This window comes from Arthrobacter oryzae (genome assembly GCF_031454875.1).
GTDB lineage: Bacteria > Actinomycetota > Actinomycetes > Actinomycetales > Micrococcaceae > Arthrobacter > Arthrobacter oryzae_D.
In genome coordinates this window covers 301,860-325,341 of the sequence record NZ_JAVDRQ010000006.1, presented here as the reverse complement: position 1 = coordinate 325,341, position 23,482 = coordinate 301,860, and the positions used below count along the sequence as shown (strand labels likewise).

The window sequence follows — 23,482 nt, the reverse complement described above, 5'->3', positions numbered from 1 at the left end:
CCGCTCAGCCGTTGCGCAGGATATCGGCCGCCGTATCGAGGCCTTCTTGCGTTCCCACCGCCACGAGCAGGTCACCCGCGTGTAGGACGACGTCAGGCCCTGGCGACGGGACGACCTCTCCTTCGCGCATGATGGCGACGATGGAGACGCCGCTCCGGGTGCGGATGCAGGCCTTGCCCATGGGCTGGTTGTTGAATGGCGAGTCAGCACCAATGGAGAACTGGCGCGTGACGATCCCGGGGATTTCCCGGTGCTCCTCGGAGAGCTGCATCGCAAGGCGTTGGCCGCCCAGCAGGTTGCCCAGGGTGGCGGCTTCGTCGGCAGTCAGGGGGATGGACGCCTGGCACGTATCGGGATCGTCCCAGGTGGAAACGATCAGCTCGGTTTGACCCTCACGGTATTCCACCACGCCGATCCGGCGCCCCGAGGTGGTCATGAAATCCTTGCGCCTGCCGAGGCCAGGGAGGTCTGTCTCATCCACGTTCATGGCACCAGCCTAGTCCGCCCGGGGGCAGTTGGGGCTTCGAAATCGCCGAATTCCCGGCGCCCGTTCAGGCGTCGGGAACCACTGCGATCTGCACCTTGCCGGGCGGCCGGACCGGCAACAGAACCAGCAGCCCGGCCAGCAGCACCACCATGATGCCGAGGATGCCCCAGCGCTGGGCTTCCCCCGGTTCCACGAGCGGGGAGGCCACTGCGATGCACAGCGTGAAGAGCGTGGGTGCCAGGAAACTGACGGCCCGCCCCGTGGTGGCGTACAGGCCAAAGAGCTCTCCGGATTCGCCGTGCGGCGCCAGCCTGGCAAGGTAGGCGCGGGATGAAGACTGGGCGGGGCCAACGAAGAGGCACAGGAACAGCCCGAATACCCAGAACGTGGTGGTGCCCGCCCAGGCCTGGCCAAGGATGACATAGCTGCCGTTGCCCAGGACCAGGATGACCGTGCCGGCAACCAGCAGGCCAACGAGCGAGCCGATGATCACTGCCTTGGGGCCCACCCGGTCGTCCAGGAAGCCGCCGATCATGGCTCCCACGGCTGCCACGACGTTGCCGAAGATGGCGAAGAAGATGACTTCCTTCAGTTCGAACCCGAACGTTCCCGCTGCAATGATCCCGCCAAACGTAAAGACGGCGGCCAGTCCGTCGCGGAAGATGGCGCTGGCCAGGAGGAAAAAGATCGTGTGCGGGCTGGTCCGGTAGATCGCCTTGATGCGGCGGACCAGCAGTCCGTAGGAGGCCAGGAACCCCAGCTTCGCGGCCTGAGCCGGCTTGGGAATTTCCGGAACCGCGAACAGGACCGGCAACGCAAAAATGAAGAACCAGAGGGCGGAGAACACAGCCACAAGCCGGATGTTAAGGCTGTCCTCGGTTGAGGACCCGAACCACGCGAAACTGGGCTGCACGAACAGCTGCAGCACCAGCAGCAGGGCCACGATGCCGCCGAGGTAGCCCATTCCCCAGCCGAAGCCGCTGACCTTGCCGATGTTCTTCGGGGTGGAAATCTGCGCCAGCATGGCGTTGTAGTTCACCCCGGCGAACTCGAAGAAGACGTTGCCCAGGGCTATCAGCGTGACGCCCAGCAACAGGAACTCAGGCCGCGGAAAGACAAAAAAGCACAGGCCGGTCAGCACCGCGACGGCGGCCGTGTTGACTCCGAGCCACAGCTTCCGGCGGCCGCCCGTGTCAGAACGCTGGCCCGTCACAGGCGCAAGAACTGCAATGGCGGCGCCGGCAATCGCCAACGCAGCGCCGAGGACCGCCGATGCCTGGTCCTCGCCGCCGAACGCATTGGAGGTCAGGTACACAGTGAAGACGAACGTGGTCATCACGGCGTTGAACGCCGCTGAGCCCCAGTCCCAGGCAGCCCAGGCGAGGACCCGGCCCTTGGTTGTGGCCGCCGCACCGGACTCCAGTTCGGACGGGGGCTGCGTAGCCGCGGAGGCGGTGGCGGGGTTCATACGCTGATGCTATCTGCCCTAAGCGCAATGACGAGTTAACGGAAGGTGGAAACTCCCCGGAGTCACGGGAAACCCCTCGGCCGGCAGGGGCGTGCGTGGCAAAAGTGTTTGCATCCGCTTGATAAACTGGGTGCACCGAACCTGACGAATAGCCGCCTGCTCCAACTTTTGACAATCGAATTCCTGACGTTGCGGAGATACCAGTGATCACAGTCCTTGCCGTGCATTTCGCGGTGGCCGCTGTGGCGCCGTTCCTGTTCCGGAAATTCCGCAGGAATTCGTTCTACGCGCTGGCGGCGGTACCCGCGGGCTCGTTCGTCTGGCTCCTTCTGCAGCGCGACGCCGTTTACCATGGCGCGGTCACCGAGACCCTTCCCTGGATCCCTGAACTCCAGATCGAACTGGCGTTCAGGATGGACGCCCTCGCCTGGATCATGTCCCTGCTGGTGCTCGGGGTGGGTGCGCTGGTGCTGGTCTACTGCGCACGTTACTTCAAGAACAAGGACAGTGACCTGGGCGGATTCGGCGCCCAGCTCCTGGCCTTTGCCGGGGCGATGTTCGGCCTGGTCACAGCCGATGACCTGCTGCTGATGTTCATTTTCTGGGAACTCACCACCATCCTGTCCTATCTGCTGATCGGCTATGCCCGCACCCGGCTCTCCGCCCGGCGCTCAGCCCTGCAGGCCCTCATGGTCACCACAGCGGGCGGCCTGGCCATGCTGGTGGGCCTGGTTGTCCTGGGGTTCAGCGCCGGAACCTACCGGATTTCAGCCATCCTGGAACAGGCGCCCGAGCTGGCTGCCGGGCCGGCAGCGGGTGCCGTGGCAGCCGCCGTCGTACTCATCCTGATCGGTGCCGTGACAAAATCGGCGCTGATCCCGTTCCATTTCTGGCTCCCCGGCGCGATGGCAGCCCCCACCCCGGTGAGCGCGTATCTTCATGCCGCGGCGATGGTGAAGGCAGGCGTCTACCTCGTGGCCCGGCTGGCGCCCGGCTTCGCGGAGACGGCCTACTGGCTGCCGATGGTACTGATCCTGGGCCTGGGCACGATGCTGGTGGGCGGGTACCGTGCGCTCCGGCAGACCGACATCAAGCTCATCCTCGCCTACGGCACGGTCAGCCAGCTGGGCTTCCTCACCATGGTGGTGGGGCTGGGCAAACCGGACGCCGCGCTGGCCGGGCTTGCCCTGCTCCTGGCCCATGGGCTCTTCAAAGCCACCCTGTTCCTGGTGGTGGGCATCATCGACCACCAGTCCGGAACCCGTGACCTCCGGAAGCTGTCCGGCGTCTACAAGTCGTCCCGCGCGCTGGCCATCGTCGCGGCCATCGGTGCCGCCTCGATGGCCGGAATCCCGCCGCTGGCAGGCTTTGTGGCCAAGGAATCGGTGTTCGAAGCCTTCGTGCACTACGGCACCTCACCGGACACGGCCGGCCAGCCCAACCCCTGGGGACTGGTGGTTCTCGCCGGGCTGGTGCTGGGATCCATCCTCACGTTCGCCTACAGCGCACGCTTTATGTGGGGCGCCTTCGCGGCGAAGCCGGGCATCGAGCCAACACCGTTCAAAGCCATCAAGCCGTCCTTCCTGGCCGCCCCGGCCCTGCTGAGCCTGCTCACCATCGTCTACGGCCTGTGGCCCGCGCCGGTGGACGAGTGGATCCAGCCGTACGCCGCGGAATTCGTGCACGACGGCGGCGACCCGGCCAGCGCCGCAGGGCACCTCGCGCTGTGGCACGGGCTTACCCCGGCGCTCGGCCTGACGGCGATCACCTTCGTGCTCGGCGTGGCCATGTTCTACGGACGCAACCTCGTTGCGCGGGTTCAGAGCCTGGTGCCGGCATGGGTGGACGGCGACCGTGCCTACCAGGTGACCATCGGCGCCCTCGACGACGTGGCCGTCTGGATCACCGGACGCACGCAGCGTGGTTCGCTGTTTTTCTACCTCGCCGTGATCCTCACCGTGGCCTTCGCGCTTCCCCTCACCGCCCTGATCATTGCCGGGAAACCGCTCCCGGACGGCCTGTACTTCATCGATCCCAATTCGCCGCTGCAGCTCGTGGCGGGTGCCGGCATCGTGATCGGGGCTCTTGCGGCCGTACGTGCCAACAAGCGGTTCCTCGCTGTGCTGATGGTCTCGGTGACCGGTTACGGGATCGCCCTCATGTTCGCGCTGCAGGGCGCCCCGGACCTGGCCCTGACGCAGATGCTGGTGGAAACCATCATCCTGGTGGCGTTCGTGCTGGCCATGCGCAGCCTGCCCGCCGAACTCCGGGACCGCACCGGCGGAAAGTACCGGGTGATCCGCGTGATCATCGGGGCGGCTTTCGGAATCACCATGATCTTCGTGGCCATCTACGCCATGGGTGCACGGATCGCGACGCCGGTCTCCCTGGAGTTCCCGCGGCTCGCCTACGAAGGCGGCGGGGGACTGAACATCGTCAACGTCACCCTCGTGGACATCCGGGCCTGGGACACCTTCGGCGAGATTTCCGTGCTCGCGCTGGCCGCCACCGGCGTGGCCAGCCTCATCTTCGTGAAGGGGCGCGGCGACGGCATCAGGGCATCCTCCTCTGTGGCCGAAGGAACGGTGGGACGGCGGTCCGGCGCCGGCCAGAGCTCCCGTGACAGCGCCGCGCTGGCCCTGACCCGCAAGTTTGCGGCCTCCAGCAGGGACGCGTGGCTCGTCGCAGGACGCACCCTGGCCCCCGAACGGCGCTCCATCATCTTCGAAGTGGTCACCCGGCTGGTGTTCCACTCGATGATCGTTTTCTCCATCTACCTCCTCCTCGCCGGCCACAACCTCCCCGGCGGCGGCTTCGCCGGCGGGCTCATGGCCGGGCTCGCCCTGACCATCCGGTACCTCGCCGGCGGCCGCTTCGAACTGCGGGAGGCCACCCCGGTGGGTGCGGGAACTCTGCTGGGCATCGGGCTGGCCACGGCAGCGGCATCAGGGGTGGTGCCGCTGCTCCTCGGCGGCCAGGTCTTCCAGAGCGCCATCATCGAACTGTGGCTGCCGGTGTTCGGTGACATCAAGTTCGTCACGTCCACCATTTTCGACATCGGCGTCTACATCGTGGTGGTGGGGCTGGTGCTGGACGTGCTGCGCAGCCTCGGCGCCGAAATCGATGAACACTTTGAAGAGCACCCGGCCGGGGAGACCGAAGGGCAGGAAGCGGACGGCGTTCCGGCGGAAACCACCGGGAGGGGGAAAGCATGAGCGTCAACCTGACACTGCTGACGGTCATGGGAGCGCTCTATGCCTGCGGCATCTACCTGATCATGGAACGCAGCCTCACCCGCGTGCTCCTGGGCCTCATGCTGCTGGCCAACGCCACCAACCTGCTGATCCTGGCCACCGGCGGCTACGCCGGCCTGGCCCCCATGTTCAGCAAGGACACGGACCCCGGCGAATACAACGACCCCCTCCCGCAGGCGCTGATCCTGACCTCGATTGTGATCTCCTTTGCGGTGACCGCGTTCATGCTGGGAATCATCTACCGTTCATGGGTTCTGGCACGCCGCGATGAAATCCAGGACGACGTCGAGGACATCCGCGTTGCCGAGACCCCCAGCTTCGACGCGGAGGACGATTCCGAGATCCCCGTGGAGACCTCCGAGTTTCCGCTGACCATGATCGGTTCGGACGGCCGGGGCATTTCCGATTCGGGCATTTCCGGCGACGGCGCTTCCGGCGGCGGCGCTACGGGCGGCAGCGCTTCGGGCGACAGCCCGGAGAGCGACCCCGCGGACGGCGCCGAGGCCGGTGCCGGCACTGTGAAAGCTGGCGACCACAGAATCCCGGTCAAGGACGCCGCGGCCGAAGAAAAGCCCGGCTCCCAAAACGTGACCCCCGGTCCGGAAGGAGGCGTGAAGTGAACATCGCAAGCTTTGCCCCGCTCGCCGTCGTACTTCCCATCCTCGGTGCCGCCCTGACGTTCGTGCTGATCCGGCACTCGCGGGCCCAGCGGGCCGTCAGCATCACCCTGTTGTCCCTGACCCTTCTGCTGGAGTGTGTGCTGCTGGCCTCCGTGTGGAACGGCGGAACCGCGGCAGTTAACATCGGCGGCTGGCTGCCGCCGTGGGGGATCGTAATGGTGGTGGACCAGTTCTCGTCCCTGATGCTGGTGGTCTCCTCCACGGTCAGCCTCGCGGTGCTGGTGTACGCCACCGGCCAGGGTATGGCCGACGGCGACCAGGACGCCCCGCTGTCGATCTTCCACCCGACCTACCTGATCCTGGTGGCGGGGGTGTCCAACGCGTTCCTGTCGGGGGACCTTTTCAACCTCTACGTGGGGTTCGAGATCCTGCTGACAGCAAGCTATGTGCTGATGACCCTCGGCGGGACGGGCCCCCGCATCCGCGCCGGTGTGACCTACGTGGTGGTCTCCGTGGTGTCGTCGGTGCTCTTCCTGATCGCCATTGCCATGATCTACGGGGCCACCGGAACCATCAACATGGCGGACCTGGCCATCAAGCTCGCGGACCTGGACTCGGGGACGCAGATGCTGCTGCACGTGATGCTGCTGGTGGCGTTCGGTATCAAGGCAGCCGTCTTCCCCTTGTCCTTCTGGCTCCCTGACTCGTACCCGACGGCGCCGGCCCCCGTCACAGCCGTGTTCGCCGGGCTGCTGACCAAGGTGGGCGTCTACGCGATAGTGCGCACCGAGACGCTCCTCTTCCCGGGGGACTCGCTGAATACTCCGCTGATGGTGGCGGCACTGCTGACCATGGTGGTGGGAATCCTGGGTGCACTGGCGCAGAGCGACATCAAGCGTCTGCTCTCGTTCACCCTGGTGAGCCACATCGGCTACATGGTGTTCGGGCTGGCCATGTCCTCGGTAGCTGGACTTGGCGCGGCCGTGTTCTACGTCGCCCACCACATCACCATCCAGACCAGCCTCTTCCTGGTCACGGGCCTGATCGAACGCCGCGGCGGAAGCTCGTCGATCGACCGCGTTGCCGGACTGGCCAAGCTGTCCCCGGTCCTTGCCCTGCTGTTCTTCATTCCCGCCATGAACCTGGCCGGGATCCCGCCGTTCTCGGGCTTCCTGGGGAAGCTTGGGCTGCTCCAGGCCGGCGTGGAACTCGGCACGCCGCTGGCCTACGCCCTGGTGATTGGCGGCGTCCTGACCAGCCTGCTGACGCTCCTGGCCATCGCCCGGGTATGGAACCGCGCGTTCTGGCGTAAGCCCGAGGATGCGGAGAACCCGGATCCCGTGCTGCTGGCTGCCCCTGAGGACTCCGATACGGGGCATCGCGCGGGCAAACGCAACGTCACGCTGCTGCCGCGCACCATGGTGGGCTCCACCCTGGGCCTGGTGATCTTCGGCGTGGCGCTCACCGTCTTCGCCGGGCCGCTGTTCAGGGTGGCGGACCAGTCCGCCGTCGACATGCTGGACAGGTCCTCCTACATCCACGCGGTGCTGGGCGAAAACGCGCCGGTGCCACCGATCGCCCAGCCTGAACCCGCTCTGCCCCAACCCGCCCAGCCCGAGCCAGCACAGCCTGAACCCGCCCAGCAGGAGGCGCAGAAATGAGCCGGCGGCGGATTTCCCTGCGGCAGGAACTGCCGCTCCTGGTCTGGCTGGTGTTTGTCTGGGGTGCGCTCTGGCAGGACTTCAGCCCCGGCAACCTCCTGTTCGGAGCGCTGATCGCCGTGGTGGTGGCCAGGCTGTTCTACCTGCCCCCGGTGGAACTGGGCGGCCGTTTCAGCATTGTGCGTGCCGTCCCGTTCGCGATGGTGTTCCTGTGCAAGGTGGTTGCCGCCAGCTTCCAGGTGCTGTACCTCGCCGTAGCCCGCGGGCCCAAGGTGACCAACGCCGTCGTGGCCGTCCAGCTCCGCAGCCATTCGGACCTGATGGTGACCGCCACCGGGCACGTCATCTCGCTGATTCCGGGATCGCTGGTGGTAGAGGTGGACCGCTCCACGTCCACGCTCTACATCCACGGACTGAATGTCCGGAACGGGGAGGACGTGATGAACCTGCGCAAGGAAGTCCGGGACACCGAGGCGGGGCTGATCCGGGTCATGGGCACCAAAGACGAACTGGCCGCACTGAAACAGGAGGTGGGCGCATGATGGAGATCGTACTGATCGTGACTGCCGTGATCCTGTCCCTCGCAGCCGCCGGTGCCATTGTCCGGATCGCCATTGGTCCGTCGCTGCTGGACCGGGTCCTTGCCTCCGACGTGCTGCTGGCCATCATCGGGGCCACGCTCTGCATAGACATGGCCGTCAACCGGCACCTGAACAACCTGATGCTGCTCGTGGCGCTGTCCATCATCGGGTTCATCGGGTCCGTGACCGTGGCCCGTTTCGTGGCGGACCGGCGGGAGCAGCCCAATGAATCCTGAGGTATCGGGCGTGGACACCGTCATTGACACGGTTTCGGCCGTTTTTATGATCGTGGGCGCCGTGATGTCCCTTGGCGCCGCCGTCGGCCTGCTGCGCTTCCCGGACCTGATGAGCAGGATGCACGCCGCCACCAAACCCCAGGTGCTGGGCCTCTTCCTGCTGCTCGCCTCGGTGGGCCTGCAGCTGCGGACCTGGTGGGTGTGGCCCGTTCTGTTAGTGGCGTGGATCTTCCAGGTGCTCACCGTGCCGGTATCCGCTCATATGGTGGGCCGGGCCGGTTACCGCACCAAGCACCTGCACAAGGAATTGCTTACCACGGACGAGCTGGAGGCCGTGGTGCAGAAAGCCGCCGACAAGCGGGATGCGGACGACGACGAGGCAAGCGGCCCGGTGGTCTGACTTCCCGATGGAGTTTTTGTCCGGATAACGCGACTTCGAGCCCGCTCATCGGCCATTATCCGGACAAAAACTCCAGTAGTGGTGGGAGCTAGACGATGTCCTGGCTCTTGGCGAAGCGGGTGATGGCACGCTGGGTGCCGCGGTTGGCGAGGACCTGGATGATCGCGCTGACGGACGCCGAGACCAGCGCGAACGTCAGGGCGGTCCGCAGGGTGGTGGGAACGTCATCCTTGTCGCCCTTGGGGGGCTTCCTGCCGGTGACCTTTTCCCAGACGACGTCAACGGCCTTGGTGCCGGCAAATCCGGCCAGCAGGCTCACTCCGGTTCCAAGTAGCTTGATGAAAAAACTCATGAGACGAACTCCTCAGCGGACGGAAACAGGGCTTCCCCTAGCCTAGCCCCATCGGTGCGCGGAGGGCGGGCAGCCGCGGCCCGGGAACAAGGCGGCGAGCCGCCCGATTGTGACACCTTCCCCGGGATTTCGCGGACCCGCGGGTGTAAACTGTTCAACGCCCACAAGGGCGATTTGATACGACAGGGGAGCGTCGCCGTCGGGCATCACTGGAGCAGTCCAGGGGAACCGGAGGCGGGCGCTGAGAGTGCGGACAGCCGCAGACCCTCGAACCTGATCCGGTTAGTACCGGCGCAAGGGAGTCGAGTTCTCAGAGTGTCCGGCAGCAGGCGGCGGAAGCCGCGGTCCGGCCGGGAAACACTCTCCCCTCCTGTACCTCAGGAGGAAGACATGACTGATATTTCTGCAAAGCAGACGTTGCACCACGGCAAGAAGAGCTGGCGTGTGGTGGACATTGTTGTTGCCGCGTTGATCGCCGTGGCCGGCGGCGTTATTTTCTGGGCCTGGTCCCAGGGGGCCGCCGCAGTTTCGCCGCCCATAAACGCGGTTTACCCGCCGCTGACCGGCCTGATCGCCGGCGGCTGGATGATCCCCGCCGTCCTGGGCATGCTGATCATCCGCAAACCGGGCGCTGCCCTCTTCTGCGAAACGGTGGCTGCCACCGGTGAGCTAATCATGGGCTCGCAGTACGGCGCGTCGGTGCTGTTCTCCGGCTTCGTGCAGGGCCTCGGCGCGGAAATCATCTTCGCCGTCTTTGTCTACAAGAAGTTCAACCTTCCTGTTTCGCTGCTGGCCGGTGCCGCGGCAGGCCTCTTCTGCGGCCTGAACGATTCGTTTGCACCATGGGGCTGGAACATCGCGTACGCCGCCGGTGACAAGCTGGCCTACATCATCTTCACCGCCATCTCGGGCGCCATCATCGCCGGAGCGCTGTCCTGGATCGCCACCCGCGGGCTGGCCAGGACCGGCGTGCTGAGCTCCTTCGCCTCCCGCAAGGCAGCCACGGAGCCCGTCTTCTCCTGATGACTGCACACACCTCATGACGTCTTCCGACAGCGTCCGCCCCGCGGCGGTTACGGCACGGGGCTGGGGCTGGCGGCACGCCGGCCGGTCCCGGCCGGCCGTCAGCGGCCTCGACCTGGAGATTCAGCCCGGCGAACGCGTACTGCTCCTTGGCCCCTCCGGCGCAGGCAAATCCACGCTCCTGCATGCCCTGGCCGGAGTGCTCGGAGACAGCGACTCCGGCGCCCATCACAGCGGCACCGCCGACGACGAGGACTCCGATGAGACCGGCACCCTGCTGGTGGACGGCGCTCCGCCGCGCGCCCAGCGCGGACGTGCCGGCCTGATGCAGCAGGACCCCGAGACGCAGGTGGTCCTCTCCCGGCTGGGGGACGACGTCGCCTTCGGCGCCGAAAACCTGTCCGTGCCGCGCGCGGACATCTGGAGGCGTGTGGGGGAGGCGCTCGACGACGTCGGGCTGGCCCACCTGCCGCTGGACCACCCGACGTCGGCCCTGTCCGGCGGGCAGAAACAGCGCCTGGCGCTCGCCGGCATCCTCGCGATGCGCCCGGGGCTGCTGCTCCTGGACGAGCCCACGGCCAACCTCGACCCTGCCGGGGTACTTGAGGTCCGCGACTCCGTGGGCCGGTGCCTGGACAAAACAGGGGCGACGCTGGTGGTGGTGGAGCACCGCGTGGGTGTGTGGAAGGACCTCGTGGACCGGATCGTGGTGCTGCAGCCGGGATCCGCCACGGATTCCGCGGTGCTTTTGGACGGGTCCCCTGACCAGGTCTTGGCGGAGGCGCGGGACATGCTTGTGGCTGCCGGCGTCTGGGTGCCCGGTTATGTGCCCGTCACCCGGAGGCGTTCCGGTGCTGAGGAAGCTGCAGGTGCCGCAGCCGCGAGTAACGACACTCGCGCCCACGGTGCCGCAGCCGCGAGCAACGGGGGCCTCCTGCTGGCAGCGGAGAGCCTGGCCGTCTCCCGTGAGAGGCCGCGACGCCGGCGTTTCAAGGCCGTCCCGCCGGTCCCGGTGCAGTCCGGAATCACGGCGCAGGTCCGGTCCGGCCGGGCGCTCACCATCACGGGACCCAACGGTTCCGGGAAGTCCACGTTTGCCCTGACCCTTGCCGGGCTGCTCCAGCCCGTGGAGGGCAAGGTGTCCGCCACGGTTGACCTCAGCGACGGCGCCGGAATCGACCCGTACAAATGGAAGGCCGAGCAGTTGATCGCCCGGATCGGAACCGTGTTCCAGGAGCCGGAGCACCAGTTCGTCACGGGACGGGTGCTGGACGAGCTGATGTTCGGTCCGCGGCACCTCGGCCATGGCGAGGAGCGCGTGGATGAGCTGCTGGAGCGCCTCCGGCTGACCACCCTGGTGGACGCCAACCCCTACACCCTCTCGGGCGGGGAGAAACGGAGGCTGTCCGTGGCCACTGTCCTGGCCGCACATCCCCGGGTGCTGATCCTCGATGAGCCCACGTTCGGCCAGGATGCCAACACCTGGGCGGAGCTGGCGTCCTTCCTCTCCGAGCTCCTCGATGCCGGTACCGCCGTGGTGTCCGTGACCCACGACCAGGAGTTCAGCGACGTCCTGGGCGGCACCGAGCTGAAACTTGGCGCGCCCGAGCTGGGAGTCGCTGCGCAGGAACCCGGCGTCCGCGATCCCGAGGTGGCCGCGCCATGAGGGAAGCGTTGACCCTGCGCGCGAATCATGCCCTGCTCACGCGGGCCAATCCGCTGGCCAAGTTCGGCGTCGTGATGCTCATAACCGTGGTCCTCGCGCTGTCCATCGACTGGGTGTCCGCATCTGTGGCGCTGGCGTTCGAATTGCTGCTCTTCCCGCTGGCAGGCCTGACCGTCGCACTGCTATGGCAGCGCGGGTGGCCACTGATCCTGGCGGCGGCCCTGGGCGGCTGGAGCACCTCGATCCTGGCGCCGGACACCGGAAAGATCCTGCTCGACGTCGGCATCTGGTCCATCAGCGAAGGCTCGCTGGAGCTGGGGCTGGGATTCCTGCTGCGCGGGCTGGCCATCGCCCTTCCGGCGGTGCTGCTGATGAGCTGCACGGACCCCACCGACCTCGCCGATGCCCTCGCCCAGAAGGCGAAGCTGCCGCACCGCTTTGTCCTCGGCACCCTGGCCGCGATGCGGCTGGTGGGCCTGATGGCTGAGGAATGGCAGACGATCGGCATGGCCAGGCGGGCCCGCGGCGTGGGCTCGCACGGGACTCCTGCGCAGCGCATTCGGGCAACGCTCGGGCAGAGCTTCGGCCTCCTGGTGCAGGCCATCCGCCGGGCTTCACGGCTCGCGGTCACCATGGAGGCGCGCGGCTTTGGCGGCGCGCAGCGGACCTGGGCACGCGAATCGACATACTCTGCGCTGGATATCTGGGTGGTCCTTGGCGGGCTGCTCATTGCTGCCGCGGCAGTGTCCGCGGCAGTCGGCGCGGGAACCTGGAACATGGTGTTCCTCGAGCAGCAATAGGCAGCTCCAGGCCGGCCAGGGGTGGTCGGGTGCGTGCGTCTATCCGCGCCAGCTGAGGAATCCTGTCTGGCCTTCCAATGGTGCAAGCACGACGTCGCGCCCGTACTTTTTCTTTGCATCCCCTCCGAAGAAGGCATCCGGAAGAATGCGAATGGCCTTGGCGACTTTGCCGTCCTTGAGGAAGATGAACAGCGTCGGGGAAGCCGTGTAGCGGTTCTCCCTCGTGACCGCCTCGCCGAACGCTGCCTCGATATCTTCCGCGGGTGTCCCCTCGGTGATGAAACCGGCCTCGTCCCAGTCAAAGTCGGTGGCATCAGCCAGCTTCAGCTCCGTGCCGCCGGTGGCGGCTTCGAGCACGAGGGAGTTGAGTCTGTCGTTGCTTTCGGCTGCCGTGTCGCCGGCGCAGCCGGTCACGGAACAAGCCAGAAAGACGCACACCAGGAGACCGCGGCCCGCAGAGGCGGCAGCCCTCCGGATCAGCGGCGTCAGCATGGGGTGTCCTCGTCTCGTTCTGCAATGGCGATGCCACCAATCGTGCTGCCCCGGCGAGTCGGAAACAATGGGCAGGGGTGTCCATCGGCTGAATGCCCTTGGGACTTTATCGCACAGAGTGACTATTTTGTGAGCTTCGCGGTATTTCATGCCAACCTGCGGGCTGAAATAACTCATTCATGATATTTTCTTCCTATGACTCAAGAGACCGCTGAACACGTTGGCCTGCTGCTCCGCGATGCCCGGGGAGAGAAAGGCTGGACCCAAGGGCAGCTGGCGGCCGAGCTGGGAACCAGCCAGAGCGCCATCGCCCGGATGGAACAGGGCAAGCAGAACCTCAGCCTCAAGATGATTCAGCGGCTCGAGGCCATCGTGGGCCGCAGCATCGTCAAAGTGGGCCGGCCGCAGATGACGCACCTCCGGGTGGAAGGCGGCCGCACCCTGTCCGGTTCCGTGGACGTCAACACCAGCAAGAACGCCGGCGTCGCCCTGCTTTGTGCCAGCCTCATCAACCGCGGCACCACCACGCTGCGCCGGTTGGCCCGGATTGAGGAAGTGAACCGGATCGTCGAGGTCCTGACCAGCATCGGCGTCGAATGCACGTGGCTCAACGCCAACGATCTGCAGATCCGTCGCCCCGCAGAGCTGGATCTGGACTCCATGGACGTGGAAGCTGCCCGCCGCACCCGCAGCGTGATCATGTTGCTCGGGCCGCTGCTCGACGAGTCTGCAGAGTACCGGCTTCCGTACGCGGGCGGCTGCGACCTGGGCACCCGTACCGTTGAGCCGCATATGCAGGCGCTTCGCCAGTTCGGCCTTTCGGTGGAAGCCAAGTCCGGCTTCTACTCGGTGCAGGCACCGCCGGCCGACGGCGACAACCGCAGCTTTGTGCTGAGCGAACGCGGTGACACGGTCACCGAAAACGCCATCATGGCCGCGGCCCACCGCCGCGGCACGACGGTCATCCGCAACGCCAGCCCCAATTACATGGTCCAGGACCTCTGCTTCTACCTGCAGCGGCTGGGTGTCGTGATCGACGGGGTGGGAACCACCACCCTGAAGATCACCGGGCAGCCCTCCATCGACGCCGACATCGAATACTTCCCGTCGGAGGACCCCATCGAGGCGATGAGCCTCATCACCGCCGGCATTGTGACCAATTCCGAGGTGACCATCCGCCGCGTTCCCATCGAATTCATGGAGATCGAACTGGCCACCCTGGAACAGATGGGCCAGGAACTGGAAATCTCCGGCGAGTACTTTGCCCGCAACGGGCGCACGCGGCTGGTAGACGTCACCACCAAGCCTTCTGCGCTGCATGCCCCCACGGACAAGATCCACCCCATGCCGTTCCCCGGCCTGAACATCGACAACCTGCCGTTTTTTGCCGTCATTGCCGGCAACGCCGAAGGCCAGACCATGATCCACGACTGGGTCTACGAGAACCGCGCCATCTACCTGACCGAGCTGAACAAGCTGGGAGCCCGCATACAGCTGCTGGATCCGCACCGGATCTACGTGAACGGCCCCACACGGTGGCGCGCCGCGGAGGTGGGCTGCCCGCCGGCCTTGCGCCCCGCCGCGTGCATCCTGCTGGCCATGCTGGCCGCCCGCGGAGTGTCCGAGCTTCGCAACATCTATGTGATCGAGCGCGGCTACGAGGACCTGGCCGAGCGGCTCAACACCATCGGCGCGAAGATCGAGTACTTCCAGGACTGACGGAGTCAGGCTCACGGACGCGCGCTGCGGCGGCGTGTCCGTGAGCGTGACTGACCCCGTCACGCTCATGAGCTTCCGTTACGGAAGCTGTCTAACGCGGCGTCACGGGCGCACAATGTATGCATGCGAACTTTCGGGGTTGAGGAAGAGCTGCTGATCGTGGACCCCGTCACCGGGGAGCCGCTGGCGCTGGCGGACGCCCTGCTGGCAGGGCGGAAGCTCGCTGCCGACGACGCCCCGGACAAGCCGCGGATTCCGGATCCTCATGACTCGACGAATGACGACGACGCCACCGGGCTGACCGCCGAGCTGAAACTTGAGCAGATCGAGACGCAGACGCGGCCGTGCCTCGACTATGCTGAGCTGCTCCATCAGATCCGCCAGGGCCGGGGCCTGGCCGACCGCGCCGCCAGGAAACACAGCGCACGGGTGGCCGCGCTGGCCACCTCGCCGATTGCTTCCACGACGCACACCACGCCGAACCCCCGCTACGCCACCATGCAGGAGCGGTTTGGGCTCACGGTCTATGAGCAGCTGACCTGCGGATTCCACGTCCACACCTTTATCGAGTCCCCCGAGGAAGGTGTGGCCGTCCTCGACCGGATCAGGGACAAGCTGGCGGTGCTGACGGCACTCAGCGCGAACTCGCCGTTCTGGAACGGTGTGGAGACCGGCTTCGAAAGCTACCGCACGCAGGCCTGGAACCGCTGGCCGACGTCGGGCCCGTCCCAGATTTTCGGCACGCACTCCGTGTACCGGCGCGTGGTTACCCGCCTGCTGGACAGCGGTGTGCTCCTGGACGAGGGCATGATCTACTTCGACGCGCGGCTCTCCCGTAACCATCCCACCGTGGAGGTTCGTGTGGCGGACGTCTGCCTGGACGCCGAGGACGCTGCGCTGATCGCCGTCCTGGTTCGCGGGCTGGTCGAATCAGCCAGCAGGGAATGGCGGGCAGGAGTGGACCCGGCTCCGGTCCCCACGGTGCTGCTCCGGATGGCGGCGTGGCAGGCAAGCAATTGCGGGCTTCGCGGTGACCTCCTCGATTTCGGCACGTTCCGCCCGGCCCCTGCCGAGGAAGTAGTGGAGGCGCTGGTGGACTTCGTAGCCCCGGTTCTGGTGGAACAGGACGAGCTGGAACTGGCCCGGGAAGGCGTCAGCAGGATCCTCAACCGCGGGACCGGTTCTGAACAGCAGCGCCGAGCGATGCAGGCGGAACTGACCCGTGGCGCTGATGCCCCGGCGGGACTGGCAGCCGTCGTGGCGCACTCCGTGGAAGTCACCATGCGCCGGTCCGAAGACATCAACGCCCGCGAGCCGGCGCCGGTACTGCTGCGCGTCCGCCAGTCCTGATCAGGTTCCTACAACCCGGAGCGCGCCATGGAAACCGAATTCGCCCAAGTCACCGGTCATGATGTCACCACCATCACCTGCGTCTGCGGAAACACGGTGGGCGATGAAGGTCTGATCCAGGCCAACTCCGAAGGCATGCCCGTCCACCTTGGCGGGGACACGCCCGTGCCCTCCGGGCTGGCCGCATGGCCGGACGACGAGGACCTTTACACGCTCTGCCCCGCCTGCGGGCGGGTCTACCATGACACCGTTATCGAAGAGACGGGAACCGCACCCGTGGCCTTCATTGTGGATGTTGCCGCCGCGCCGATTGCTGACGCCATTCGCATCCACTGGGAGCTCGATACCTAGGCCACACTCAGAGCGCAGCCCAGTACTTTTGCACCTTGGGAGCCGCACCAGCGAGCTGTTCTCCGCTGATCAGAACGGACACCTCGGCCATGCCAAGGTCGTCCCATTGCGCCACCACCTTGGGGTCGCCGCCCAGGGGCAGCGGCCACAGCCAGAACCTGCTGGACGCGAAAAGCTCATCGTCGTTGGCTGAACCCCCACCACCGCCCGCCATCATCAGAACCGGCCCCGCCACGGCCTCAGATCCTTCAAACATGTCCGGGTGCACCTGGGACGTTGTGGTCTTCCGCCCGTCCGGGAGAGCGACGCCGAAACGGAGGGCGCCACGGCCGCGCTCGGCATCCAGCCTGTAACCGCCGCGGTTGAAGCACTGATCAGTGACAAGGCTCCATTCGCTGTCCGTCTCGCCGGACCTGCGGACTGCCCAGACCACCTCGAACAGGCACCCGGTGGAAAAGACCTCAACGCTTTTTGCGGCCATGACCAGGCGGTCCGACCGGTGGAAGAACTGCCCCACTGAAACGACGGCGGGGAGCTCGTCCCCCGGAGGTCCTGCCCAGACCGGGGGTACATGCTTGGGCGGGCGAGGCCTCTGCGGCGGCTCGGGGATGTCATCAAAGAAGGACATGCCCCCATCCTTGCACCGACGTCAAGGCCGCCACCGCAACCGGAAGCTGACACCGGAACGGCGGGCGAAAACAGGTAGTGAACACTCTGTTTGGCCCGGGCGCCGTGCCGTAGTTTGACGTTATCGCGTCAGTCAGCGGTGCTCGAGGGGGATCGAGCGCACCGGCGGATCGCCTTTAATGGGCCGTCCCCCAGACCCGATCCCCTTCACCACTTTCGCGCGCAGCAGCACTCCGTATCCGCCCTGACGCTCCACCACTGCGCCCAGCGGGTCCGGTACCGGAACGCGCCCCGAACCCCGGGGCGGACCGGTTTCAGTGAACGGGGATCAGTCCATGCAAAGGCGCATCACACCAGCAGCCATCCTCCTGACGGCGTTCCTGGCCATCAGCGGATGCGGAACAAACACCGGCACGGAACCCGCAGCCTCGACGCCGCCGCCCTCCAGCGCCACGCCAACCCCCGCAAAGACCTACACGGATGCGGACCTGAGCTCCCTCCTTGCCACACTGAAAGACAGCCAAGGGCGCCCGCTGACCGTGATTCCCGCAGCGCAGATCGACCAAGGCATCATCAAGGCCAAAGAGGTGCTGAAGAGCGCTGTCTTCACGCCGCCCGCATGCAACGTCTTTGCCGACAGCAACTCCCAGATCCCCGAGGACAGCACCTATGCGGCGGGAACCACGGTGTCGGCTGCGGAGAGTACGGCGATTGTGGTCACCGTTATAGCCCTCAAGGACGCCAAGGAACTGACCGACCATCTGGAGGCCTCGCGGAAGGCTTCGGCCGAGTGCCGCAACTTCACTGTCGAACTGGCCGGGCAGAAGATCACCACCGAGGTCCAGCCGGTGGATACAAAGACGAAGGGCGACCAGTCCTTCGCCGCGCTCGCCAAGCAGAGCCTTTCCACCGGCGAAAAGCAGACGGCGCTGACCATGACCGGCATCAAGGGAAGCCTGGCCGCCACCGCGGTGAAAGCCGGACCGGCAGTCACCCCGAACGCTGCGCCCGAGCTGGCCCAACTGATCGACACCATCCTCGCCCACGGCTGAGAAAGGTAGCAACGTACTGCGGCACGGAGCGCACGCCAGGTAGCGCGAACGGGCAGATAAGGCCCCAAAATGCAGGGCCGTATCTGCCCGTTCGCGCTCGCCTGTACTGAGCGGGCTAGATCTGCTTGAGTGCCTGTTCCAGGTCCCGGATGAGGTCGTCAACATCCTCGAGTCCTACCGAAAGCCGAACCACGCCGTCGCTGAGCCCGATGGCCGCACGGCCTTCCGGTCCCATGGCACGGTGCGTGGTAGTGGCGGGGTGGGTGATAAGTGACTTTGCATCGCCAAGGTTGTTGGAGATGTCGATGATCCGCAGCGAGTCCAGCAGCGCAAAGGCGGCCTCTTTCGCGGTACGGCCCGCGGACGGCGAAAGCTCCAGCGTGAGGACAGTACCGCCTGCCTTCATCTGCTTGGCGGCCAGCTCGTACTGCGGGTGCGACTTCAGCAGCGGGTACTTGACCCAGCTGACGGCGGGCTGCCCTTCAAGCCATTCGGCCAGGCGAAGCGCGGAGGCGGACGAGTGGTTGACACGCAGCGCCATGGTTTCCAGGCCCTTGGTCAGCACCCAGGCGTTGAACGCGGAAAGCGCCGGGCCGGTGTGGCGCATAAGCTGCTTGACCGGTCCGTCGATGAACTCCTTGGTGCCCAGGATGGCACCGCCCAGGACCCGGCCCTGGCCGTCAATGTGCTTGGTGCCGGAGTACACCACCACGTCGGCGCCCAGGTCGCCGCAGCGCTGGAGCAGGGGAGTGGCGAACACGTTGTCCACCACCACCGTGGCACCTGCCGCGTGCGCGAGTTCGCTGACCGCGGCGATGTCCACGATCTCCTGCATGGGGTTCGACGGCGACTCGAAGAACACGGCCGTCGTGGGTTCTGAGAGGGCGGTGCGCCACTGCTCCAGGTCCGGTCCGTCCACGAACACCGTTTCCACGCCCCAGCGCGGCAGGATCTCGTTCAGGATGACAAAACACGAACCGAACAGTGAACGTGCAGCCACCACCCGGTCGCCGGCGGCCAGCAGGGCACCCAGCGCCGTGAACACGGCGGACATGCCGGACGCCGTCGCGAAGCATGCCTCGGTGCCTTCGAGGAGCCGGAGGCGTTCCTGGAAGGTGGCCACCGACGGGTTGCCGTAGCGGGAGTACACAAATCTTTCGTCCTCGCCGGTGAAGGCACGCTCGGCAGCTGCTGCGGATTCGTAGACGAAGCCCGAGTTCAGGAAGACCGGCTCGGCCGTTTCCTGGAAATTGGTACGGTCAAGGCCGCCGCGGACAGCCTGGGTATCGGGGCTCCAGCCGGCGGCGTCGGGATTGAAGGTCACTTAGTTCTTTCCGAGGTTGGTGGGCAGGCCGCGGTTCTTCCAGCCGTTGACGGTGCGCTCGCCCCAACGGTCCGGTTCGCCCTCAAAGCCCTCAAGGACGTTGTAGGCGGTGAAGCCGGCCTGCGTGGCGGCGATGGCGGCGGCCACCGAGCGGACACCGGAACGGCAGAGGAACACCAGTTCGACGCCGGTATCCTCCGGGGCCTGCTGCTTCAGCTGGTTGATGAAGTCCGGGTTGGGGATCCCGCCCGGGAAAGTCCATTGGATGAACAGGGGATCGTTTTCCGTGGCCTTGGTGTCCGGGATGCCGATATGCGCCCACTCGCCCTCGGTGCGAACATCCACCAGGACCGCGCCCTGTTCCAGCTTGGACCAGGCATCCTGCGGGCTCAGGTCTCCGGCGTAGCTCACGCGTGCCCCTCGAAAGCTTCGCCTGGGAAGTCGATGTCGAAGTCCAGCTCATCCACGGCGGTTGCCACGGCAGCGTCGGCGGTGGCGATTGCCGCGGGCAGGATCACGGCCTGCGCCACGATCACGCTGGTGCCGTTGAACGTGGCCGCCGGGCTCCCGTGCAGGACGTAGCCTTCGGACAGTGCCGCCGAGATGCGCTCGCAGAAGGAGCGGTCATCGGGGCCGGTGATGAGCCGGTAGGCCAGCTTTTCCTGGGGCAGGTCCGGGCTGGCGGCAGCCGGTTTGGCGGCCGGGGCCAGTGGGGCGGGTGCGTCGGACACGACGGATCTCCTTCTCTCACGCTTGCAGGTCGAATTGTTCGATATGCCGAGTATTCACCTGAGGCACCCCGCCGCGAAAGGGAGGGTTGCCGACCGGCCAGTCAGGGCTTGGCGCCGGTTCTCATTACTCCCCAAAAACGTAACACTTACGACGGCGGCCCGCACCGCCGCCGTCGTCATCTTCCGTAACGGGACCACCCGCCAGAGGCGGTAACAGCGGTCACCGCGGGCCCCGTACGTGACCCCATGTTGCGGTTACAAATGCCGGTGCCGGGAGGATAATGACGGGAGATGAACCGCTGTAACGCCGGATGAAATCAGGCAGCCGTGAACAGATCCAACGGGAATACAGTCAGTCCCATGCTGCACTTCGGTTGGTTTGTGGGTCACGGATTTGGCGTCCAGGGCTGGGGTACTCCCGGCTACGGCATCGGTTACGACTGGAAAAAGCCGGCGCTCTACCAGCATGCCGTGCGGGAATTCGAGCGTGCCGGGCTGGACCTGTTCATCATCGAGGACTCCCTCACCGTGCCGGACACCTACGGCGGCAGCGCCAAGGTCTCGCTGGCCCAGGCATCCTTCGCGCCCAAACACGACCCGCTGGCCCTGGTTCCGTACCTGCTCTCCGCCACCGAGCACCTCGGCATCGTTCCCACGGTGAGTGCGTCCTTCTATCCGCCGTTCACAGCGGCGCGGCTGCTGGCCACCCTGCAGCACTTCTCCAACGGGCAGCTGGGCTGGAACGTGGTGACCTCCGGCAGCGACCTTGCCGCACAGAACTACGGCCTGGACCAGCAGATCGAGCATGACCTCCGGTACGAGAAGGCGGAGGAGTTCGTGGACGTGGTGCGAAAGCTCTGGCGCAGCTGGGAACCCGGGGCCATCGTGGAGGACGCGGAAGCGGGGATCTTCGCGGACCATACGAAGGTCCATCCCATCAACCATGACGGCGAGTTCTTCAAGGTCCGTGGGCCGCTGAACACTGCGCCGCTGCCCGAGGAGCCGGTGCTGGTCCAGGCCGGGGCTTCGCCGCGCGGCAAGGCGTTCGCGGGCGGTAACGCCGACGTCGCCATTGCCCTGGCGCGGGGTGTGGACGGCATGAAGGCCTACCGCGATTCGATCCGCGCCGAGGCCGCCGCAGCCGGTCGGGACGCCGACGACGTCAAGGTACTGTATGTCTTCAAACCCACCGTGGTGGGGTCCCGCGCCGAGGCGGATGAGCTGCGCGAACAGCGCCGGCAACTCACGCAGCGCGATATCGACAGCCAGCTGAACTCCATCTCCTACCTCTCGGTGATCGACTTCAAGCAGTTCGACCTCGACGCCCCGCTCCCCGAACTCACCACCAACAGCAACCAGGGCACCCTGGACCATTTCGCCAAAGCCGGTCCGCCCGGGTCCACGCTGCGCCAGCTCTTGCAGGCCCGCAGCGGCGGCGCCGGGGACAGCATCATCGGCACTGCCGAAGACATTGCCGACTACCTCGAGGAAACCGGGGCAGAAGTGGGCGGGGACGGTTTCCTGTTCTCCGGCTTCGTGGACCCGGCCACGGTTCACGGCGTGCTGGACCGCCTGGCGCCGGTGCTGCGACGCCGGGGGCTGCTCCGTACAAGCTATGGCGACGGCGGCTTCCGCCGGAACCTGCTGGACTTCTAATCCCATGGGAAACGGAAGCGGCAACTTCCTGATCGGTACGGCGCACCTGCGCGCCAAGGACGTCGCGGAAGCAGCAGCGGATCCGGCCGTGAAAGTCGTCCTGAGCACGGATGCCCTGGAACTGATCGGGCTCTCGCGTGAGGTGGTGCAGCAGGCCATCGATTCGGGCCACCGCGTCTACGGACTCAACACTTTGCTGGGTTCCGGGCGTGACACCGCCGTGGAGGAGAAGTCGATCCTCGCCTACCAGGTACAGGTGGTGCGGTACCACCACAGCGGAGTGGGGGAGGCTCTTGACGCGGCCGAGGTCCGGGCCCTCATGCTGGCACGGCTCGTGGGCTTCAGCCGCGGCGGTTCGGGGGTCCGGCCGGAAACGGCCCGCTTCTACGCCGAGATGCTGAACCGGGGAGTGATCCCCGCCATCCCGCGCGAAGGGTCCGTGGGCTCGGCTGACCTGACCCACCTCGCCGCCGTGGCCGCCGTCGCCATCGGAGAAGGCCAGGCTGTGGCGGCTGACGGGCAGCTGGTGCCCGGCGGGCAGGCGCTCGCCGACGCCGGGCTGGCTCCGCTGGAACTGGCCCCCGGCGAAGCCCTGGCCCTGGTCAGCTCCAATTCCTACTCGATAGGTGTCGGCGCGCTGGTGCTGCACCGGATCCTGCGGCTCGCCGATCTCGCGGACGCCGCGCTCGCACTGTCGCTCGAGGCGACGGCACGGCACGACGGCGGGGGCAACCTCAGCCCGTTTTCCCCGGCGGTGCAGGCGGCCAAAGCCGTCACCGGTCAGGCGGTCACGGCAAACAATATCCGGCGGCTGCTTCGGGGCGGCTGGCTGGAGGACCCAACGCGGGAGGTGTCCGTGCAGGACGCGCTGTCCTTCAGGGCGGCACCCCAGACCCACGGGGCCTTCCGATGGCAGGTGACCGCTTTGGAGGATGCCCTGGAAGTGGAGCTCAACGGCAGGGGCGACAACCCGCTCACCGACCTCGACTCGGGCCGGATGGTCTCCGGCGGAAACTTCCAGCCCATGCAGCTGGCGCTGGCGTTCGAAGCCCTGCGCCTCGGCCTGGCCCATCTGGGGATCAGCAGTGAACGGCGGATCGCCAAGCTCTACCCGCCGCAGCGGCGCATCCGCCAACGGCACCTCGACGCTGCCAGGAACGGCTCTCCGCTGGAAACGGAAGAGCTGCCAGGACTGCTCTGGTATTCGGCGGCCGGCCTGCTGTCCGAGCTCAAGTTCCTCGCAGCGCCGGCGACACTCGGGGCGCCCACACTGTCCGCGGATGTCGAAGACCACTCAACGCTGGCGCCGCTGGCCCTCCAGCTGCTGGAGCGCTCCGTGGATGCCACCGAGAAGCTTTTCGCCATCGAGGCGCTGACGGCCGCGTACCTGTTGGCTGAGGCTGAGGCGGAGGCGCCGCCGGAGCGGCCGCTGGGAAAGGGGACAGGCGCCGTCGTCGAGCGCCTTTCCGGCCTGCTGGCCCGGCACCTGCCGGCCGCCGCGCTGGTGGACGAGGCGCGCGTTGCCTTGAAGAGCGCCGTGGGAAGCGTGCTGGGCAGCGTCCTGAAGGGCGCGCCGAACGGCGGCCACAAAAACACCCACGACGGCGGGACGGAAAGGTAGCCATGGGCACA

At 66.5% G+C, this 23,482-nt stretch carries 23 protein-coding genes and 2 riboswitches; of the genes, 15 read left to right on the top strand and 8 right to left on the bottom strand.

Going from position 1 to position 23,482, the window contains the following annotated elements; translation table 11 throughout:
* Positions 1–4: 4 nt before the first annotated feature.
* Together J2805_RS13360 and J2805_RS13355 are read right to left on the bottom strand one after the other, a co-directional pair.
* Entirely contained in the window at positions 5–487 is a 483-nt protein-coding gene (locus tag J2805_RS13360; RefSeq protein ID WP_309976924.1) for a cation:proton antiporter regulatory subunit, read from the bottom strand.
* Between the two features lie 64 nt (positions 488–551).
* Positions 552–1,955, bottom strand: coding sequence for an MFS transporter (locus J2805_RS13355; protein WP_309976923.1), 1,404 nt, complete (start codon positions 1,953–1,955; stop codon positions 552–554).
* A 203-nt stretch (positions 1,956–2,158) separates the two neighbouring features.
* Here J2805_RS13355 and J2805_RS13350 point away from each other — a divergent pair, with 203 nt between their 5' ends.
* Genes J2805_RS13350 through mnhG form a run of 6 tightly spaced genes read left to right on the top strand, consistent with a single transcriptional unit; the run spans position 2,159 to position 8,707 of the window.
* Positions 2,159–5,170 carry a Na+/H+ antiporter subunit A gene (locus tag J2805_RS13350; protein WP_309976921.1) on the top strand — a complete coding sequence of 1,004 codons (3,012 nt, stop codon included), beginning with the start codon at positions 2,159–2,161 and terminating at the stop codon, positions 5,168–5,170.
* A complete protein-coding gene (locus tag J2805_RS13345) occupies positions 5,167–5,829 on the top strand; it encodes a Na(+)/H(+) antiporter subunit C (protein ID WP_309976919.1) in 663 nt (220 codons plus the stop codon). The genes J2805_RS13350 and J2805_RS13345 overlap by 4 nt, the downstream gene beginning before the upstream one ends.
* Positions 5,826–7,490: a Na+/H+ antiporter subunit D gene (locus J2805_RS13340; protein ID WP_309976917.1), complete on the top strand. Its 1,665-nt coding sequence runs from the start codon at positions 5,826–5,828 to the stop codon at positions 7,488–7,490. The genes J2805_RS13345 and J2805_RS13340 overlap by 4 nt, the downstream gene beginning before the upstream one ends.
* Positions 7,487–8,032, top strand: a complete 546-nt coding sequence (locus J2805_RS13335) for a Na+/H+ antiporter subunit E (protein WP_309976914.1) — start codon at positions 7,487–7,489, stop codon at positions 8,030–8,032. The genes J2805_RS13340 and J2805_RS13335 overlap by 4 nt, the downstream gene beginning before the upstream one ends.
* Positions 8,029–8,307, top strand: coding sequence for an MrpF/PhaF family protein (locus tag J2805_RS13330; RefSeq protein WP_309976912.1), 279 nt, complete (start codon positions 8,029–8,031; stop codon positions 8,305–8,307). The genes J2805_RS13335 and J2805_RS13330 overlap by 4 nt, the downstream gene beginning before the upstream one ends.
* The gene (mnhG, locus tag J2805_RS13325; protein WP_309976910.1) at positions 8,297–8,707 is read left to right on the top strand and encodes a monovalent cation/H(+) antiporter subunit G; all 411 of its coding nucleotides are present in this window, start codon (positions 8,297–8,299) and stop codon (positions 8,705–8,707) included. Before J2805_RS13330 ends, mnhG begins: the two co-directional genes overlap by 11 nt.
* Before the next feature lie 88 nt (positions 8,708–8,795).
* Here the strand turns inward: mnhG and J2805_RS13320 are convergent, their stop codons facing one another.
* Positions 8,796–9,059: a DUF4235 domain-containing protein gene (locus J2805_RS13320; protein WP_309976908.1), complete on the bottom strand. Its 264-nt coding sequence runs from the start codon at positions 9,057–9,059 to the stop codon at positions 8,796–8,798.
* A 174-nt stretch (positions 9,060–9,233) separates the two neighbouring features.
* A riboswitch (TPP riboswitch) is annotated at positions 9,234–9,377 on the top strand.
* Positions 9,378–9,449: 72 nt separating this feature from the next.
* On the opposite strand from J2805_RS13320, the gene J2805_RS13315 reads away from it, so the two are divergent.
* From J2805_RS13315 to J2805_RS13305, 3 genes are read left to right on the top strand one after another with little or no spacing between them, the layout of a single operon-like run.
* On the top strand, positions 9,450–10,082 hold the full coding sequence (locus J2805_RS13315) for an ECF transporter S component (protein WP_307051696.1): 633 nt from the start codon (positions 9,450–9,452) through the stop codon (positions 10,080–10,082).
* Positions 10,083–10,098: 16 nt separating this feature from the next.
* Positions 10,099–11,748: an ABC transporter ATP-binding protein gene (locus J2805_RS13310; RefSeq protein WP_309976905.1), complete on the top strand. Its 1,650-nt coding sequence runs from the start codon at positions 10,099–10,101 to the stop codon at positions 11,746–11,748.
* Positions 11,745–12,548, top strand: coding sequence for an energy-coupling factor transporter transmembrane component T family protein (locus J2805_RS13305; RefSeq protein WP_309976903.1), 804 nt, complete (start codon positions 11,745–11,747; stop codon positions 12,546–12,548). Before J2805_RS13310 ends, J2805_RS13305 begins: the two co-directional genes overlap by 4 nt.
* Positions 12,549–12,587: 39 nt before the next feature.
* Here J2805_RS13305 and J2805_RS13300 read toward each other — a convergent pair whose 3' ends face one another.
* The gene (locus J2805_RS13300) at positions 12,588–13,040 is read right to left on the bottom strand and encodes a hypothetical protein (RefSeq protein ID WP_309976901.1); all 453 of its coding nucleotides are present in this window, start codon (positions 13,038–13,040) and stop codon (positions 12,588–12,590) included.
* Positions 13,041–13,235: 195 nt separating this feature from the next.
* Here J2805_RS13300 and J2805_RS13295 point away from each other — a divergent pair, with 195 nt between their 5' ends.
* The 3 genes from J2805_RS13295 to J2805_RS13285 all read left to right on the top strand — a co-directional run bounded on the left by J2805_RS13295 (position 13,236) and on the right by J2805_RS13285 (position 16,460).
* Positions 13,236–14,759, top strand: coding sequence for a UDP-N-acetylglucosamine 1-carboxyvinyltransferase (locus J2805_RS13295; RefSeq protein ID WP_309976899.1), 1,524 nt, complete (start codon positions 13,236–13,238; stop codon positions 14,757–14,759).
* Positions 14,760–14,882: 123 nt separating this feature from the next.
* Entirely contained in the window at positions 14,883–16,109 is a 1,227-nt protein-coding gene (locus J2805_RS13290; protein WP_309976896.1) for a glutamate--cysteine ligase 2, read from the top strand.
* A 27-nt stretch (positions 16,110–16,136) separates the two neighbouring features.
* Positions 16,137–16,460 carry a hypothetical protein gene (locus J2805_RS13285; protein ID WP_309976894.1) on the top strand — a complete coding sequence of 108 codons (324 nt, stop codon included), beginning with the start codon at positions 16,137–16,139 and terminating at the stop codon, positions 16,458–16,460.
* Between the two features lie 7 nt (positions 16,461–16,467).
* Here the strand turns inward: J2805_RS13285 and J2805_RS13280 are convergent, their stop codons facing one another.
* Positions 16,468–17,088, bottom strand: coding sequence for a hypothetical protein (locus J2805_RS13280; protein ID WP_309976892.1), 621 nt, complete (start codon positions 17,086–17,088; stop codon positions 16,468–16,470).
* 334 nt (positions 17,089–17,422) lie between these two features.
* On the opposite strand from J2805_RS13280, the gene J2805_RS13275 reads away from it, so the two are divergent.
* Complete coding sequence (locus J2805_RS13275; protein WP_309976890.1) at positions 17,423–18,139, top strand: hypothetical protein; 717 nt, start codon at positions 17,423–17,425, stop codon at positions 18,137–18,139.
* A gap of 115 nt (positions 18,140–18,254) precedes the next feature.
* On the opposite strand, the gene J2805_RS13270 is transcribed toward J2805_RS13275, so the two are convergent.
* Genes J2805_RS13270 through J2805_RS13260 form a run of 3 tightly spaced genes read right to left on the bottom strand, consistent with a single transcriptional unit; the run spans position 18,255 to position 20,173 of the window.
* Positions 18,255–19,463, bottom strand: a complete 1,209-nt coding sequence (locus tag J2805_RS13270) for an O-succinylhomoserine sulfhydrylase (RefSeq protein WP_309976888.1) — start codon at positions 19,461–19,463, stop codon at positions 18,255–18,257.
* Entirely contained in the window at positions 19,464–19,874 is a 411-nt protein-coding gene (locus J2805_RS13265) for a rhodanese-like domain-containing protein (RefSeq protein ID WP_309976886.1), read from the bottom strand.
* Positions 19,871–20,173: a DUF1737 domain-containing protein gene (locus tag J2805_RS13260; RefSeq protein WP_396134345.1), complete on the bottom strand. Its 303-nt coding sequence runs from the start codon at positions 20,171–20,173 to the stop codon at positions 19,871–19,873. Before J2805_RS13260 ends, J2805_RS13265 begins: the two co-directional genes overlap by 4 nt.
* 34 nt (positions 20,174–20,207) lie before the next feature.
* A riboswitch (SAM riboswitch) is annotated at positions 20,208–20,323 on the bottom strand.
* Positions 20,324–20,554: 231 nt separating this feature from the next.
* Here J2805_RS13260 and J2805_RS13255 point away from each other — a divergent pair.
* Entirely contained in the window at positions 20,555–21,850 is a 1,296-nt protein-coding gene (locus tag J2805_RS13255) for an NtaA/DmoA family FMN-dependent monooxygenase (protein WP_309976884.1), read from the top strand.
* 4 nt (positions 21,851–21,854) lie between these two features.
* Entirely contained in the window at positions 21,855–23,471 is a 1,617-nt protein-coding gene (locus tag J2805_RS13250) for an aromatic amino acid ammonia-lyase (protein WP_309976881.1), read from the top strand.
* Positions 23,472–23,482: the final 11 nt, after the last annotated feature.